Source organism: Paenibacillus sp. FSL R5-0810, from assembly GCF_038002285.1.
Classification (GTDB): Bacteria; Bacillota; Bacilli; order Paenibacillales; family Paenibacillaceae; genus Paenibacillus_AQ; species Paenibacillus_AQ lactis.
This window is the reverse complement of record NZ_JBBOCF010000001.1, coordinates 175394-191256: the sequence shown is the minus strand read 5'-3', so window position 1 is coordinate 191256 and position 15863 is coordinate 175394. Positions and strand designations below refer to the sequence as shown.

General features: G+C 52.7%; 13 protein-coding genes. 1 reads left to right on the top strand and 12 read right to left on the bottom strand.

Annotated elements, in window-relative coordinates:
- Nucleotides 1-11 precede the first annotated feature (11 nt).
- From MKX76_RS00720 to MKX76_RS00675, 10 genes are all read right to left on the bottom strand, one after another.
- On the bottom strand, nucleotides 12-1613 hold the full coding sequence (locus tag MKX76_RS00720; RefSeq protein ID WP_050953996.1) for an ABC transporter substrate-binding protein: 1602 nt from the start codon (nucleotides 1611-1613) through the stop codon (nucleotides 12-14).
- A gap of 180 nt (nucleotides 1614-1793) precedes the next feature.
- Complete coding sequence (locus MKX76_RS00715) at nucleotides 1794-2690, bottom strand: carbohydrate ABC transporter permease (protein WP_007127624.1); 897 nt, start codon at nucleotides 2688-2690, stop codon at nucleotides 1794-1796.
- 15 nt (nucleotides 2691-2705) lie between these two features.
- Nucleotides 2706-3635 (bottom strand): ABC transporter permease, encoded by a 930-nt coding sequence (locus MKX76_RS00710; RefSeq protein ID WP_232239426.1) that lies wholly within the window; start codon nucleotides 3633-3635, stop codon nucleotides 2706-2708.
- A 289-nt stretch (nucleotides 3636-3924) separates the two neighbouring features.
- Nucleotides 3925-6180 (bottom strand): helix-turn-helix domain-containing protein, encoded by a 2256-nt coding sequence (locus tag MKX76_RS00705; protein WP_341032693.1) that lies wholly within the window; start codon nucleotides 6178-6180, stop codon nucleotides 3925-3927.
- Between the two features lie 369 nt (nucleotides 6181-6549).
- Nucleotides 6550-7065, bottom strand: coding sequence for a DUF4188 domain-containing protein (locus MKX76_RS00700; protein ID WP_007127621.1), 516 nt, complete (start codon nucleotides 7063-7065; stop codon nucleotides 6550-6552).
- A gap of 4 nt (nucleotides 7066-7069) precedes the next feature.
- A complete protein-coding gene (locus MKX76_RS00695) occupies nucleotides 7070-7714 on the bottom strand; it encodes a TetR/AcrR family transcriptional regulator (protein WP_007127620.1) in 645 nt (214 codons plus the stop codon).
- Nucleotides 7715-7939: 225 nt separating this feature from the next.
- Nucleotides 7940-8509 (bottom strand): helix-turn-helix domain-containing protein, encoded by a 570-nt coding sequence (locus tag MKX76_RS00690; RefSeq protein WP_007127618.1) that lies wholly within the window; start codon nucleotides 8507-8509, stop codon nucleotides 7940-7942.
- A gap of 33 nt (nucleotides 8510-8542) precedes the next feature.
- Nucleotides 8543-9511 (bottom strand): NAD-dependent epimerase/dehydratase family protein, encoded by a 969-nt coding sequence (locus MKX76_RS00685; RefSeq protein ID WP_007127617.1) that lies wholly within the window; start codon nucleotides 9509-9511, stop codon nucleotides 8543-8545.
- 16 nt (nucleotides 9512-9527) lie between these two features.
- Nucleotides 9528-10718: a glycine C-acetyltransferase gene (locus tag MKX76_RS00680; RefSeq protein WP_341032691.1), complete on the bottom strand. Its 1191-nt coding sequence runs from the start codon at nucleotides 10716-10718 to the stop codon at nucleotides 9528-9530.
- 537 nt (nucleotides 10719-11255) lie between these two features.
- The gene (locus MKX76_RS00675) at nucleotides 11256-12158 is read right to left on the bottom strand and encodes a LysR family transcriptional regulator (RefSeq protein ID WP_007127615.1); all 903 of its coding nucleotides are present in this window, start codon (nucleotides 12156-12158) and stop codon (nucleotides 11256-11258) included.
- 269 nt (nucleotides 12159-12427) lie between these two features.
- Here MKX76_RS00675 and MKX76_RS00670 point away from each other — a divergent pair, with 269 nt between their 5' ends.
- Nucleotides 12428-13975, top strand: a complete 1548-nt coding sequence (locus MKX76_RS00670) for a methyl-accepting chemotaxis protein (protein WP_341032690.1) — start codon at nucleotides 12428-12430, stop codon at nucleotides 13973-13975.
- 108 nt (nucleotides 13976-14083) lie between these two features.
- Here the strand turns inward: MKX76_RS00670 and MKX76_RS00665 are convergent, their stop codons facing one another.
- Together MKX76_RS00665 and MKX76_RS00660 are read right to left on the bottom strand one after the other, a co-directional pair.
- Nucleotides 14084-15166 carry a sensor histidine kinase gene (locus MKX76_RS00665; protein WP_040737838.1) on the bottom strand — a complete coding sequence of 361 codons (1083 nt, stop codon included), beginning with the start codon at nucleotides 15164-15166 and terminating at the stop codon, nucleotides 14084-14086.
- Nucleotides 15163-15849 (bottom strand): response regulator transcription factor, encoded by a 687-nt coding sequence (locus tag MKX76_RS00660; protein ID WP_028406075.1) that lies wholly within the window; start codon nucleotides 15847-15849, stop codon nucleotides 15163-15165. Before MKX76_RS00660 ends, MKX76_RS00665 begins: the two co-directional genes overlap by 4 nt.
- Between the last annotated feature and the right edge of the window lie 14 nt (nucleotides 15850-15863).

The following is a 15863-nucleotide window of genomic DNA, read 5'->3' as shown; positions in this document are numbered from 1 at the left end:
CCTCCTGTCTGTTACGAACCTTGGTTATCCAGCGCTTTCTGGTGAATTTCAAGATATTTATCCAGCTGCAGCCCTTTAAACCCGCTTACGTAAGCGTCCCAATCCTTCTCGATATCCTTGCTGCCGGTTACGAACTGGGCCAGGTTCGATTTCACGTAATCCTGAATCGTTTTTTGAATCTGCGCAATGAACGTGGCGTCGGCCGGATCGATGAACACGTCAGTCGGGTACACGAGCTCAGGCTTGGCAAACGGCTCATATTTCTTGGCAGCCAGCCACAGCCGGTATTCATAGGCTCCGTTGCCCAGCGGATCCTCAGGCGCGACGAACGATTCGCGGATCGAGTTGACCATCAGCATCGTCCCGAGCTGCCACCAAGTAACATCCGGCGTCCCTTCGGGCACATCCCGCTTCAGGGCCTCGTATTTGGCCGGCTTGCCATTGTAATCAAGCGCACCGGCTTCCGCCTTCCTCCAGCCGTCCCCTTCAAACCCCCAAGAGGTCATGACCGTCCCTTCCTCCGAGAACAGATAGTCGGCCAGCTTAATGGCGGCGATCCGCTCCTCCTCCGTCGCTTTATTCGTGATGACAAAAGATCCATCCCCCGCGCCTACGCTGTAGCCTGCCAGCTGTACACCGTTCGGCCCTTTCAGCGGCGGAACGACGTCGTACTCCTTATGGCGCGGCTTCGCGTCCGTTGTATCCAGCATGCTGCTGATCAGGGCGTAGCCGACCGCACCGACCACATTCTCGGATTTATTCCCCAGCTGCTTGACGGCATCGCCGTTTTGCGTAAACGCGCCCTTGTCGATCAAGCCCTCGCTGTACAGCTTCCGTAAGTACTTCAGCCCCTCCTTCCATTCAGGCTCCGTCGCGGACAGAATAACCTTCCCGTCCTTCACGCTCAAATACGAGGTGCCATTGTTATATATAAAGGCATTCATCAAAAAGGCGTCAACTCCTCCTCCCCACACATCAAGCGAGGTGGTCAGCGGAATTTCATCGGCTTTGCCGTTTCCGTTCGGGTCCTTCTCCTTGAAGGCTTTCAGCACTTCATAGAATTCATCCGTGGTTTGGGGCATTTCAAGCCCCAGCTTCTCCAGCCATGTCGTATTGATCCACATCCGCTGGCCATATGTGCAGTGCAAGCACTCATTCACCTTCGGCAAGGCATAAATGTTGCCGTCCGGCGCCGTCATGGCCGGGGCCAGGTACGGAATCTCCTCCATCGCCTTCTTAATGTTCGGCGCATGCTGCTCGATCAGATCGTTCAACGGAATGAATGCGCCCTGCATACCGTATTTGATCTGATCCGCCTTTGAGATGCCGGCGTTCATAATGAGGGCCGGATAATCTCCGCTGGCCAGCATAAGCAGCTTCTTGTCGTTGAATACGGCATCCGGGGTCGTATTCCATTTAAATTTGATGCCCAGCTTTTCTTCAATATGCTTGGAGAACGGATTGACGTCCAGGCTTTCGATCCCTGCGGACTGGGGCGCGAATACCGTCAATTCGACCGGAGATCCCGGATCCCCCGTCTTAGCGGTGCTTCCCCCTTCTCCTTTGGGTTCTGCCGGCTTCGAGCAGCCCGATAGCGCCAAGACAATGACCATAATCAAACTTAAGTGCCATACGATGGTTCTCTTCAAACGAACTCCTCCTCATGAATGGAATTAGAACGCAAGTCTTACCATCTTCCAATCAAATGCTTCTACATTTACCCCCATAGCTGATGAATCGCTTGCATGACAGTCTGTGCCTCACCTCCTTCCCTTCGGCTTCACTCCAGTGAGCTATCCCTTGAGTGAACCGATCATGACTCCCTTGACAAAATACTTCTGCACGAACGGGTAAATCATCAGCACCGGCGCGCTCGCTACCACGATCAGTGAATATTTCAGCAGGTCCTTCATCCCTTCGCGGACAAGCAGCTCGTTCACGTTGGTGACCATCTCCGCGCTGACGGAATTCAAAATCAGAATGTCCCTTAGAAAAATTTGCAGCGGGAACAAACTGCTGTCCTTCAAATAAATCAAGGCGTTGAAGTAGGAATTCCAATGTCCGACTGCATACATCAAAGCCAGCACGGCAATGATCGGCTTGGATAACGGCAGGGCAATTCTTAGAAAAAAGGTAATGTCGCTGCTCCCGTCCATCTCTGCCGCTTCGGCCAGCTCTTCTGGAATGGTGGTTTGAAAGAACGTTCTGGCGATGATAACCTGAAATACGGCCAGGGCTCCCGGGATGATCATCGCCCATCTTGTATCAAGCATCCCCAGCGATTTGACGAGCAGGTAGTTCGGGATCAAGCCCCCATCGAAGAACATCGTGAACACCAGCAGCATCATAATGATATTGCGGACATAGAACGTTTTTCTGGCCAGCGGGTAAGCCAGCATGACGGTAAAGGCCACGTTCACGAGGGTGCCGACCACCGCATAAAATAGCGAGTTGCCGAATCCGATCAGCACATTGGAATTTTGGAAGACGGCCTTATACCCGATCAGCGTCACATCGACCGGCCACAGCCACACTTTTCCGGAGGATACAGCCCCCGGAGAGCTAAAGGATGCGCTTACAATGTGCAGCAGCGGAAACAGAATGACGATCAGAATAACCGACAGAAACAAATACACCAAGCCGAGAAACAACCGGTCCTGGACAGACTCCCGAATAGCGGTTCTGCTCATGCGAATCCTCCTCTCTTACCATAGACTCGTGGATGATACCTTGCGGGACACAAAATTGACGATAACCAGCAAAATAAAGTTAATGACGGAGTTGAACAGCCCGATCGCTGCCGAGAAGCTGAAGTTCGCTCCAAGCAGTCCGACCTTGTACACATACGTGGAGATGACCTCCGACGTATTCTGGTTGAGCGGGTTCTGCATAAGATAGATTTTCTCGAAGCCAAGGCTCATTACATTTCCAAGATTCAGGATCAGGAGGATGACGATTACCGGGAACAGACTCGGAATATCAATGTTGATGATCTTCTGAAGCCGGGTCGCTCCATCCACCCTGGCCGCCTCGTACAGATCCGGATTCACGCCGGCGAGGGCCGCTATGTAGATAATGGCGCCATAACCGGTGAACTGCCATGCATCGGACCAGACGTAAATGGACTTGAACAGCCCCGGGATGCCTAGAAAATCGACGGGCTCAAGCCCCAGCGCCCGATACAGATTGGACATGAGTCCGGTATTCGGCGATAAATTCACGATGAGGATCGAAACGATGACCACGGTCGAAATAAAATAAGGCGCATACGTGACCATTTGGACCGTCTTCTTGAACCTGCCGTTTCGAATTTCATTCAGAGCCAGTGCGAGCAGGATTGGCGCCGGGAAACCGACGAGCAGTCCGTACAGGGAAATTTCCAGCGTATTTCGGACATACTGCCAGAAGAACGGAGCCTCGAACAGCTGCTTGAAATAATCGAATCCCACCCAGGGGCTTCCGAATATTCCCTGAACGACGTTGTATTCCTTAAATGCAATCAGAACGCCGAACATCGGAACATATTTAAAAATGACGATATACAGCAGAGGGAAGAACACGAGCAGGTAAAATTGCCAGTGCTTCATCAGCTTCTTCCTTGTTCTGCTTCCGGGCTTGTGCAATGGGACATTCATTCCGGCCGTTGCTTCCATTGTTTTGCTCATGCGAGCCACCGGGCTACCCCTCCTTATCGGTTTGATGACCCTTAGTTTAGGGGAAGCCTCCCCGGCCGTTCAATAAACAAGATTCGCCGGCCCAACGTATTTCCGCGAAGCAGACTAGATGCCATAGATCAGGCAAGCATCAGACGGATAAACCTTTTTCCGCCGCTAAACCAAACTCCCCGCATGAAAAAAATCCCGCAGAATAGCGCATTCCGCGGGATTTTGAAGCCTCGTCCATAATCTGGGGCGCGTCTCGGTTCTAGCCTTCGGCGATCCGATTTGCGTCCCCGGAAGCCGCCTGGTCCCGATATTCGCCAGGGGACAGGCCCACTGTTTTTTTGAACATCCGGCCAAAAGAGATGGCATTCGAGTATCCGACCTTGGTCGCGATTTCCTGAACGGGCAGGGTCGTCTCGACAAGCAGCCTTCGGGCATGCGTGATCCGCAGCTCAATCAAATAATCAACGAACTTCTGGCCCGTCTCCTCCCGGAACAGCTTGCTGAGCGTCTTCCAATTCATATGGAACTGTTCGCTCAAGTAGTTCAGCGACAGATCGGGATTCGCCGAATTTTCCTCCATATACTGCCGAATTCGCCGGATCGTATCGGCGTGATTGCGCCCGTTGAGGACCGATGCCATGCCCTCGTATAGGGACGAGAGCGCCTCGCCGCAGTTTTGCTGCAGCTGCTCCAGCGTGTCCGATCGCTGCAGTGCATGCCGCAGTTGGGGCTGGCCCTCGTTTAGCCAAACGTCCTGAAACTCCTTAGCCATACAGGACAATTCCCGGCCGAGCGCATAGATCAAGTAATCCGCTAAACTGTGAACCCCGTCCCGGTCCAGCATATTCTTCTCAATATGCTCGATCAAGGCTTTATATTTCTCCCGCCAATCCGGATTCACCATCCGTAAGGACTGGGCGATGGAACGGATCAGATTCAGAAAATCAAACGCATGTCCACGCTCCTCGCCGGCGATTTGTCCGTAAGGAATGATCCTGTTCTCGCCGAGAATCATTTTATATTTCAATGCCTTGAGCGCTTGGCTGTACGACTCCGGTATTTCCGTATACTGCTCTGCCAGCTTTCCCATGCCAATCGTTACGGTCAGCTTCAGATGCTCCTCCACCCACCGGCGGGCATCTTCGAAGATTACAGCAGCCTCCTGCATCATATCCGGAGCCGGATCGACCTGGATGATAACACCCAGCTTCGATGCGGATGTCCATTCCGCCCAAAGGACGGATCCCCGTGCGGCTGCCGTTTCCTGAACAACGCTCTTCAGAGCAAATTTCAATAAATATTGATCCTGCTCCCGGTACTGTTCGCAGAAGTGAGCGTACTTATCGATCTCCATCACGCTGACGATCTGAGGAGAGGCCAGATCCGGCAGCTCAATGACATCCCTCTGTTCATTCCATTGCTCCAACTGCAGCGGATACTGCCCCTCGATCAGCTGCTGAAACAAATAAGCCTTCCGAAGCAGCAAATCCTCGCGGTGCTGCTGCTGAAAGCTGTTGGACTGCTCCAATATGCTCTCAAGCGCCGATTCAATAAAAGCAAACTCATCCTGCTTGCGGCCGTGAAGCAGGGCATTCGTCTTGGTCTGTGTATACTTCTGAACCTGAGACACGATGGCCTCTACCGGCTTGTAGTTTCTGCGTGTAACATAAACGATCCATACAATGCCGGCCAAACACATCAATATGCCTACCATGAACCACACGTTGTACAGCTGGCTTACGATGCCGACCACCCTGCCCTGCGTCAGGCCGCCCTCATATACCCAGCCCGTGTACGGAGAGACTGCGCTGGACACCGGCTCTCTGTCCTCCGCCACCATCGCCCCCGGGGTCATGGAACGGCCGTCGGCATCCTTCATTCGGATAAAGCTGACGTCCGAGTTATACATCCCCTGAACCATTTGGGATATGGCATCCACGTTGATGTTGATCGCAATCAGCCCCCGGCCGCGGGATACGAACGGGGCGTCCCGGACGAGCGTGACCGTCTGCCGTGCACCGTTAAAGCTGAATTCGCGAAAATCCCTGATGCCGCTCCACTGGGCTTCGCTGTTTTTCCGGCTCAAGTAAGGTTTAAGGAAGGCATAATCCGCATAGTCCTGAAGCTTGAAGGCGGAGGATGTGGTTAGAACATATTCATCCTGCGTGCGCACCAGCGCCATGGAATCCACAAGGGGACTGGAGACTTTGAATTGCTTCATCGCTTGCACGGCCTGCATATTCAGGTAAACGTCATCCTGATTCTCGGAGCTGAAAAAATCGGACAGATCCGGATTAAACAGCAGCTCCTGCACCAGCATCTGATCAATGGACTTCAGCGAGTTATCCACCGACCGCATCGCCTGCTGGATCATCGTCTCATTGGCTTGCACCGCTCCCTGCCGCGACTGTTCGCCAAGCATTTGGAAAAACACGAAAAACACAAAGGAAATGACAATAAAAAAGACGGGCATATACGACAGCAGCTGACGGTAAAACCAAGCTTTGTTCCCCATAGACATCCCCCTGACCCAAAAGGTTGTTCATCCATACCGATACGTCAGCCATGCCGATAGACACGCTGACCGTGTTTGGTCCGGAACCGCCGGACCTCTGGAAGCGCTTTCTAATTTCAAGCCTTGCGTTTCTATGGAACTCGATTGCTCCCTTTCTCCGCATTTCATGTAATAGCTTCATATTAGAAGAAAACGCGCGATTTACCAACACTTTTATGGAGAGGAGTTGAAAAACATGTCTCTGGTATTAGCCCGATAGGAGAGACGGATCAGCATGACCGGTTAGGATCCGAATCCGATATGAAACGAAGCAGGGGGACAATGAAGGTTTCTTTTAGAAAACAGCTTTGTCCCCGGGAGCTCCGTTCCCTACCGGGACATCCTGTTCGGAGGCGTTGGGACAGCAGGCTCATTGTCCCTGCCCAGCCTGCGGCCGGCCGTTTCTCTGCGTCCTGTTGCAGGCACATGCGCGCCTGCCCGTGCAAGGCCGAACCGTGGCATGTTATTGTACAGGCACTCATACTGCCCCTCCTGAACGAGGTAGGTTTCGTGGAAGATGCCGACATCGCCGCCGGTGCCGACGGCTTGGTTAAACCTCCGCCAGGCACTCAGATGATTGGCGCCATGGCGGGCGTAGTGCTCCAGCTGCTCGAAGCTTCTCCAATATTGGATCAGCGTCAATCCCCGCCATGACACGTGGAAGGTACCATCGATGAATCCGAGCTCCTTGTTCCGGTATAGCTCCTGCAGCATCGGAGACATGGAATTCATAACAGGCAGCCATTTGTGCACGGCCCACAGCTTGTTGATCCGAAATCCGATGATAAAGACAACAAATGAGCCTTCCATCTGGGCGGTATAACGCCCGGGCGTCACTTTGCTCATGCCGTTACTCTCCTTCCTTCATTTCAAGTAAACGCAGATGGTTCTCATACACGTTTCCGATATCCTCCGAACCGTACAGCTGCGCGGTCAAGAACGCCCCATAGAACACGGTGAAGCAGAACTCGACCGCCTGCTCCACCGACATCGCCGGATTCAAGCGCCCCGCCTCAGCCTCTGTCGTCATGAAACGGTGAAACAGCCGGTACATATCGGGAGACTTTCTCCCGATCTCTTCCTGTCCCGGAAAGAGCAATGCGACTTCAGCCTCGCTGAGCTCCGGCATGCAGGGCTGCATTTTGACCTCGGCCAAGAACGAGATCAGGCTTGGCATAATTCCCAGCCGGATTTCATGCTCTTTAACCACTTGATCCAGCAGATGCCGAAAAGCTGCAAATCCGCTTTTTCCTTCCTGTTCGATCTCAATGATCCGCTTCGTCAGCCATATCCGCATAAAATAGATCAGGACATCCTCCTTGCGCTGATAGAACTTGAAGAAAGTAACCTTCGATATCTCGGCCGCCCGGCAAATGTCCTCCAGCAGCACCTCGCTGAACATCCGGTCACGCATCAGCGCGATTCCCGATTCATACAACGCGATTTTGTTTTTGGCTTTTTTCAGTTCACGCAAAGGGATTTCCGAAACGGGCATATGTCTCCACCTCAAAATAATTTACTTTTGTAAATAAATTAACACAAGTAAACTTATTTTATCAAGGTGAATTTTCACTTCTTATCACGGTCGTAGGTTTAAGAGCTGATTTCGCAAAGATCTCCATAAAAAAAGCAAGCACAGGATGCTCGATCCTGTACTTGCTGTGGATACCATGAGGTTGGATACGCCTCGGCACTTGAGGCTTTCCCGCTCTCAGGCCGCTTATCCGCGTGCCGCGGCATCCGCATAGAAAATAATCGTATAAAATTTCGTAATCTCGTTCCCCGGGTTCCGGTAACGGTGGGGACGATTGGCCGCGAAATGCACGGAGCTTCCCGCAGGCACCGTATAGCATTCGTCCTCCCGCCAGAGCTCGAGCTCTCCCTGGTGGACAAATATATATTCCTCAACGCCGTCGTTATGCGCTTCCGATCCATGATCGCAGCCGGGATCCATGATGACCATATACGACTCGAATTTGGTGCGAAGGTTGTAGGAGAACAACGGATGCACCCGGTACGCGCCTTCTGCCTCATGGAAAGGCTCCACATCCTCAGGCGATACGACCGTCACCTCGGTCTCCGCTTCCTCAATCAGCGTCGTGAATGATATCCCCAGACCGCTTACGATGCGCCATAACACCGATATCGTCGGGTTCGAATCCCCCCGCTCGATCTGGCCGAGCATTGCTTTGCTTACGCCGGTCAGCTCCGATACATTGTCCAGGCTAAGGCTCCTCGATTTTCGAATGGCTTGTAAATTTCTCCCTACCTTTTTATGAATGGGTTCCAATCGTACAATATCCTCCTTCGGTACCTAAAACGGCTAGCTGATTTTGCTCTGATCCGCCCGCAGCTTTTCCGTAAGCTTTGATACCATATCATCCGTCATGCGGTTCAAATCATATTGTACATCAAATCCCCATTCTTCGCGTGCGCAAGTTGCATCAATCGCGTCCGGCCATTCGTTCGCAATGGACTGGCGGACCGGATCGACCTGATAATCCAGCTTAAAGTCCGGGATATGCCGGCGGATGCTGGCAGCGATCGATTCAGGCTCAACGCTCATCGCCGTCACATTAAAGGCGTTCCGGTGCTTCAGCCGGGAACCGTCTGCCTCCATCAGCGTTATGATCGCGGATATGGCATCCGGCATATACATCATGTCGAGGTACGTTCCTTTCGCGATATAGGAGGTGTATGAGCCGCTGCGAACCGCTTCCCAATACATGTCGACCGCGTAATCGGTCGTTCCTCCTCCAGGTGGCGCGGAATGGGAGATTAGCCCTGGAAAACGGAGTCCCCTCGTGTCCACGCCGTATTTATGATGGTAATAATCGCACAGCAGCTCGCCAGACACTTTGCTGACTCCGTACATCGTCAGTGGACGCTGCAGCGTATCCTGCGGGGTCGCACGCTTCGGGGTATCCGCCCCGAAGGCTGCGATCGAGCTCGGTGTAAAGAACTGGCATGACAACGCCCGTGCCGTCTCCAGCGCGCTCAACAGGCCTCCCATATTCAGATTCCAGGCAAGCGCCGGGTTCGATTCCGCCCGCGCTGACAACAGAGCCGCCAGATGGATTATTGTATCCGCTCGAAACTCTTTAGCCGCGTCATAGAACGCCTTGCTGTCCGTGACATCCAACAGCCTGAACGGTCCGCTCTGCACCGCCTCGCTTTGCGATTGACGAATATCCGTTGCCAGCACGGCTTCGTCGCCGTATATTTGCCGCAGCTTCACGATCAGGTCCGAACCGATCTGACCGAGTGCACCCGTGACCAAGATTCGTTTCATGAATCATGCCTCCTTCTTAGATCAGACCAAGCTCGCGTCCGATGGATTCGTATGCCGCAAGCGCGCGGTCCAGCATTTCCTTCGTATGGATCGCGGTAGGCATGTTGCGTACTCTCCCCGTCCCTTTCGGCACCGTCGGGAACACGATCGCTTTGGCGTACACTCCCTCTTCGTAGAGACGGGTGCTGAACTTCTGAGTCGTCGATTCGTCCCCGATGATGCAAGGCGTAATCGGGGTTTCCGTAGCGCCGGTCGAGTAGCCGAGCTGCCGGAGCCCTTCCTGCAAATAGCGGGTATTTTCCCATAGCTTCGATTGAAGCTCCTTGCTGTTCTGAAGGATATCTATCGCCGTAATGCACGCTGCAACTGCACCTGGAGGCAGTGCGGTCGAGAAGAGGAACGGCCGGCTGCGGACCTTGAGCCAGTCGATCAAATCCCTGGATCCCGCGACGTAACCGCCGACCACGCCGACAGCCTTGGACAGCGTTCCGATCTGCAGATCAACCCGGTCCGACAACCCGAAATGCTTCACCGTCCCCGCTCCGTCCCCGAGCACGCCGGAGCCATGGGCATCGTCAACATAAGTAATGAGATCATAGGCCTCCGCGATTTCCACGATTTCCGGCAGCTTGGCGATATCGCCGTCCATGGAAAATACGCCGTCGGTAATAACCATAATTTTATTGTATTGCCCGGATTCTCTCGCCTCGCGGGCTTTCGTCCGCAAATCATCCATATCCGAGTGGTTGTAGCGAATCACCTTCGCTTTCGTCAGACGGCAGCCGTCAATGATCGAAGCATGGTTCAGCTCATCCGAGAGAATGGCATCCCCGGCTCCCATCACAGCCGAAATGGCCGCCATATTGCAGTTGAACCCGGATTGGTACGACAGCACGGCTTCCGTTCCTTTGAACTGGGCCAGCTTCTCTTCAAGCTCCACGTGAAGCGACAGCGTTCCGTTAATGCTGCGCACGGCGCCGCTTCCTGTCCCAAAATCCCGGGTTGCCCGGATTGCCGCTTCCTTCAGCCGCTCGTCATTGGCAAGGCCCAAATAATTGTTGGAGGACAAATTTACGAATTCGCGTCCTTGAATCTTGATGACCGGACCGTTCGGACTTTCGAGCGGCTGGATCGTATTATAGAGCCCCTGCTCCTTGAGTTCGGTTAAATTCTGCTGCAAGAAAGCGCTTAACGAGTGACTTGGCATATCATTTCCCTCCTAAATGGATGATGAATCTGAAAGAGGTTGTTCAAAAAGTCATTTTTTGATCACGAAGGGAGTCAAGAAGTATCTCGGCATCGAATCTTGAATTCAGCCGGGCCTAAGCAGATGCTTCCGAAGTATGTTTCCTGCGGAAACATTGTAGGTGCTCACGTACCCAATACAGCAGATGCTTTCGAAGGCGTTTTCTGCGAAAACGTGTAGCTCCGCTCCTCACTCCCTAGCTTCGTCTAACTAAAGCGTTTTGGAAAAACGCACTTCGGAAGCATGGGCTTCGGTGCTGAAAAACCGACTTTTTAAACTCGCACTGAACATCCTATCAATTACAACTCCATTGTATGCAAAACCTCACATATATGCAATATCTCGCACAAATATATGTTATATTAGACTACGAAATAAAAAATCCCCCGTGCCATGATCAAAAAAGACAAAGCGTCTTTCCTATCATTACCCCGGAGGATGCTTTCAGATATATTATGGATTCGAGATCAGCTATGACAGCCCTGTGCGAAAGCCCGGTCAATCGGCAATCGCCGCATGCAGAGCCTCCACATAGGCCGTGGCCAGCTTGGAGAGCGCGATATTTTTATGATGAATCCAGCCGACGTTGATCGTCTCATCGCATGCCAGAGGAACGGGAATGATCTCGTTGCCGTTCAAATCCGCGCTGAGCACGCCCGTGGAAATCGTATAGCCGTTCAGGCCGATCAGCAGATTGAACAAAGTTGCACGGTCGTTGACCCGGATGCTTTTTTTATGCGACAACGTGCTCAGAATCTCCTCGGAGAAATGGAAGGAGTTGTATTCCCCCTGCTCGAAGGACAGGTACGGATAATGCTGCAGCTCTTCGATCGTGACGATGGACTGCTTGGCAAGCGGGTTATGGACGCTGATAAAAATATGCGGCTTCGCTGTGAACAGGCTGTTAAACTCTAAACCGGCGTCCTTCAGCAGCTTGTTGATGACCTTGGCATTAAATTCATTAAGGTACAGGATTCCGATCTCGCTGCGGAAGGTCTTCACATCCTGAATGATTTCATAAGTCTTCGTCTCACGGAGCGCAAGCTCGTACTCCTCCTGTCCGTACTCCTGAACCAAATGGACGAAGGCATTCACGGCAAAAGCATAATGCTGCGTCGACACCGAGAAATGCTGCGGTGACGGCTTGGCGTTCAGGTACCTTCCCTCCAGCAGCTCCGCCTGCTCGACGACCTGCCGGGCATATCCTAGGAACTCGGCCCCTTCCTTGGACAGGATGATTCCTTTGTTCGTCCGTTCGAAAATGGTTATCCCAAGCTCCTCCTCCAGGTCCTTGATCGCATTGGACAGACTGGGCTGAGAGATAAACAAACGCTTGGCCGCCTCATTCATCGAGCCCCGGCCCGCAACCTCTATCACATACTTCAATTGCTGCAATGTCACCCTAGATCTCCCCCTTCTAACACCGGACTTTAAAGCTGATCTTTTACATGTTCACGAAGGACCAATGGCATAAAATTTTATTTTTTGAGCCATGCGGCCGATAACATAATTACAAGAAATCTTTAAAATTTAAGCTGTATATTTTAAGTCCAGAATTCTTGATCTGAAGAAAAGCACTTCCTCTGCGCCATTGTACTTATCCCAAGCACAGGTATACGCAGAACCTACTATTGCACCCTGCCAAATGAAAAGGAGTCCGATCCCTGCCCATGATGAACCGTAAGAACAAACTTATGAATGCCGTATCGCTAGCTATTATCGGAATTACCGCTATTGTACATCTTCTAGCCCGCAGGTTCCATGTGTTCGACCAAAACATGCACGCCCAGGAGATGCTCTCCTCTGCCCAAATGGAAGGCCAATTCGGAGCCATCCTGAACGTGCTGCTTGTTTTGCCTGCACTGCTGCTGGCGGTTACGCTCGTCATTTACAGCCGCAAGCCGGACCACCCGTGTATTCCCTATATGCATACCTTAGTCCTAACCCTTGGCAGCATCTCGATCATTGCCGGCGCAGGGGGGCATGTCGAATTTCACTTTTCCATCTTCATGGTGATCGCGGCCCTCTCTTACTATAAAAATATAAAGCTCATCTTCTGCATGACCGGCATATTTGCCGCGCAGCATATTCTCGGGTTTCTTCTTATTCCGGAGCTTGTGTTTGGAACGACGAGCTATTCCTTGACGATGCTGATCATTCATGCGGTATTTCTCATTCTTACCTCGGCTGCAACCAGCTGGCAAATTCACAGCACTCTGCGGATCGAAGCATCCTTGAGAGAGGCGCAGCATCAGCAGCGTGCTGCGATGATGAATGACATCACGTCTAAGCTGGCCGACTCCACCCGCCAATTGAAGGAGACCGCTGAGCGGCTGGCCGGGCAATCCAGGCAAAGCACCGGACTAAGTCAACATCTGGGGAAGATCATCGAGGACATTGCTCATGGAACGAGGGAACAGATGGCTGCGATGGAGCAAAACCGTGCCATCATTCTCGAAATTGGCGGAAGCATCCGCCATGCGGCAGCATCGGCGTCGGAAGCCGCCGGGGCCTCCGAGGAATCCGCGCGACAGGCGGAATTCGGCAGTCATATCATCGGCAATATTTTATCCGAAATCAAGAATACCGGTCACTCGGTCGACCAAAGCCGGAATACGTTGATGGTGCTGAACCGGCACGTCTCCCGAATCGGTGATATTCTCGAGGTAGTCCGAGGCATTGCAAGCCAAACCCATCTCCTGGCATTAAACGCGTCGATTGAGTCGGCAAGAGCCGGGGAAGCTGGCAGGGGATTTGCCGTCGTTGCCGGCGAAGTACGTAAGCTCGCCGAGCAATCCTCGGCCTCTGTCGGCGAAATCACCGAACTGATTGACAGCATACATAGGGAAACCGCCGATCTGCTCGGCAGCATCGGCCAAGTCCACGACAATATGAGCTCGGGAGTACGGGTCGTCGATCAGGCGAGGGCCTCGTTTGATGTCATCCACCATGCCGTGAAACAGTCTTCCGACCAGATGAAGGAAATATCCGCCGCGACGCAGCAGTTGTCTGCCGGCTCCGACCGGATGAATCATTCGATTCAAGAAATGACCCGTTTTACGAACGATACGGCCGCCCACGCTCACGACATCGTCGAAGCTTTCCAAGAGCACTCCGCATCCATCCGGCAGGTGTCGGATGCCGCGGATCTTATGGCAGCGCTGGTCACGGACTTGAACGGCATCATGGACCAGTTGGCGAAAGAGGCGACCGATTAAATGTCTCATTCGCCTGCCAAGGCTTTGAACGCTTTCAGTACATAAAAGAAGAGACCGCTTTGTGGTCTGCAGCCCATCTATTCCCGTGTTGTAGGTGGGCTGTTTTTTTCATCCTAATGGAAGTTTCACCGTAAACTCGGAGCCGACCCCCACTTCGCTCCGTACCTGGATGCTTCCCCCATGGACTGAAACGATCTGATGTGCAATCGACAGTCCGAGCCCTGAGCCACCGGCGATTCTTCCTCTTCCGGCATCGGCGCGATAGAACCGGTCGAACAAATGCGGAATCGCTCCCTCCGGAATTCCGGATCCGGTATCGGTGATCGAAATCGAGACGCAATCATGAATGATCTGCATGCAGACCGTAATCTTCCCGCCTTCCCGCGTATGTCTTAGCGCATTCGTCAATAAATTCAGAAACACCTGCTTTATCCGTCTAGGATCCAGACATACCGTCGGCATATCTTCGTTACAAGATACGGCCAGACTAACCCCATATTCATCCGCTTCCGGCTGCACCAGCTCAATCAGCTCCTCCATAAGCATAGGCAAGTTCGTTGGTTCTTTGTTTAATATAAGCTCTCCGGCTTCCGCCGTATTCAGCAACTGCAGTTCATCCACTAGCCTGATCAGCCGCAGCACTTCATCATGCACGGAGAGCAGCGCTTCCGGCTTAACGGTCCCTTGAGACTGCTGAATCAGCTCGAGCTTGGATTGAATGATCGCCAGCGGCGTCCTAAGCTCATGCGCTACATCCTCAACAAGGCGCTTTCGATTATCCATCAAGTCGCGGAGCTGGGTCGTCATCGAATTAAAGGCCTCGCCGACCTGACCGTATTCATCGGCCCGTTCAATCGGGACTTCGGTGGCAAGCTCACCGCCCGCTACCCGGCGCATGACGCGTATCAGCTTGTTCAAGGGATTCATGATTAGCCCAGAAAGCCAGTAGCCGAGGATCAATGCCGCTCCCGCAATAAACAAAGTCATGTTGAAGGCCTTGATCTTCATCTCTGCGAGGATATACTGGCTTACCCCCTCCAAAGAGATCATTCCTTCATTGCTTCCACCGCCATCCGTGTAATATCGGGCGAATAGGCTACCCAGGTAACCTTGCGTCGTCCCGATATAGGCCGCACTGACAAGGACTACCAGGACGCCCATCGCCAAAAAGATTTTGCCCCGCACACTCATCCTTCTTCACCGAACCTGTATCCGAATCCGTACACCGTCTGAATATATTTCATCCGCTCCGGATCATTCTCCAGCTTTTTCCGAAGCTTGCTGATATGGGAGTCCAGCGTGCGTTCATAATTCATGAAATCATCGTCCATGGCGGCTTTTATTAACTGCAGCCGGCTGAAAACGACGCCTGGTCTTGAAGCCAGTGTCAGCAAAATTTTAAACTCGGTCGGGGTCAGGGGAATGAGTGCGCCGTTTCTTGTAACCTGGCACTTGGTCAAGGAAATACGAAGATCTCCCCGCTCAAGGTCGGCCGGTTCGTCGTTTCTCGGATCGATTCTCCGAAGCAATGAACGGATCCGGGAGGCAAGCTCCCGCAAACTAAAGGGCTTGGTCATATAATCATCCGCCCCCAGCTCCAGGCCGATAATTTTATCCGTTTCCTCCGTTTTGGCCGTTACCATAATAATGCCGCAAGAGCTGACCTGTCGTAACTCCCTGCAAACGTCAATGCCGCTCTTACCCGGAAGCATCCAGTCAAGGACTACGATCGCGGGCCGTTCCCTGCGTGCGGCTTCCACCGCGTCAAGACCATTGGTAACTGCGTATACGAGGAAGCCTTCGGCCTCTAAATATTGCTTCATCGACTCGAGCATCGCCTTTTCATCCTCTACTATCATAAGTTTCGTTTCCATAAGCATAATTTCTC

Bases quoted from the DNA above. Each gene is read 5' to 3' on its own strand.
- MKX76_RS00660 (WP_028406075.1), bottom strand. From the start codon at position 15,849: ATGGAAACGAAACTTATGATAGTAGAGGATGAAAAGGCGATGCTCGAG.
- MKX76_RS00710 (WP_232239426.1), bottom strand. From the start codon at position 3,635: ATGAATGTCCCATTGCACAAGCCCGGAAGCAGAACAAGGAAGAAGCTG.
- MKX76_RS00700 (WP_007127621.1), bottom strand. From the start codon at position 7,065: ATGAGCAAAGTGACGCCCGGGCGTTATACCGCCCAGATGGAAGGCTCA.
- MKX76_RS00685 (WP_007127617.1), bottom strand. From the start codon at position 9,511: ATGAAACGAATCTTGGTCACGGGTGCACTCGGTCAGATCGGTTCGGAC.
- MKX76_RS00695 (WP_007127620.1), bottom strand. From the start codon at position 7,714: ATGCCCGTTTCGGAAATCCCTTTGCGTGAACTGAAAAAAGCCAAAAAC.
- MKX76_RS00705 (WP_341032693.1), bottom strand. From the start codon at position 6,180: ATGGGGAACAAAGCTTGGTTTTACCGTCAGCTGCTGTCGTATATGCCC.
- MKX76_RS00715 (WP_007127624.1), bottom strand. From the start codon at position 2,690: ATGAGCAGAACCGCTATTCGGGAGTCTGTCCAGGACCGGTTGTTTCTC.
- MKX76_RS00720 (WP_050953996.1), bottom strand. From the start codon at position 1,613: ATGGTCATTGTCTTGGCGCTATCGGGCTGCTCGAAGCCGGCAGAACCC.
- MKX76_RS00680 (WP_341032691.1), bottom strand. From the start codon at position 10,718: ATGCCAAGTCACTCGTTAAGCGCTTTCTTGCAGCAGAATTTAACCGAA.
- MKX76_RS00670 (WP_341032690.1), top strand. From the start codon at position 12,428: ATGATGAACCGTAAGAACAAACTTATGAATGCCGTATCGCTAGCTATT.
- MKX76_RS00665 (WP_040737838.1), bottom strand. From the start codon at position 15,166: ATGAGTGTGCGGGGCAAAATCTTTTTGGCGATGGGCGTCCTGGTAGTC.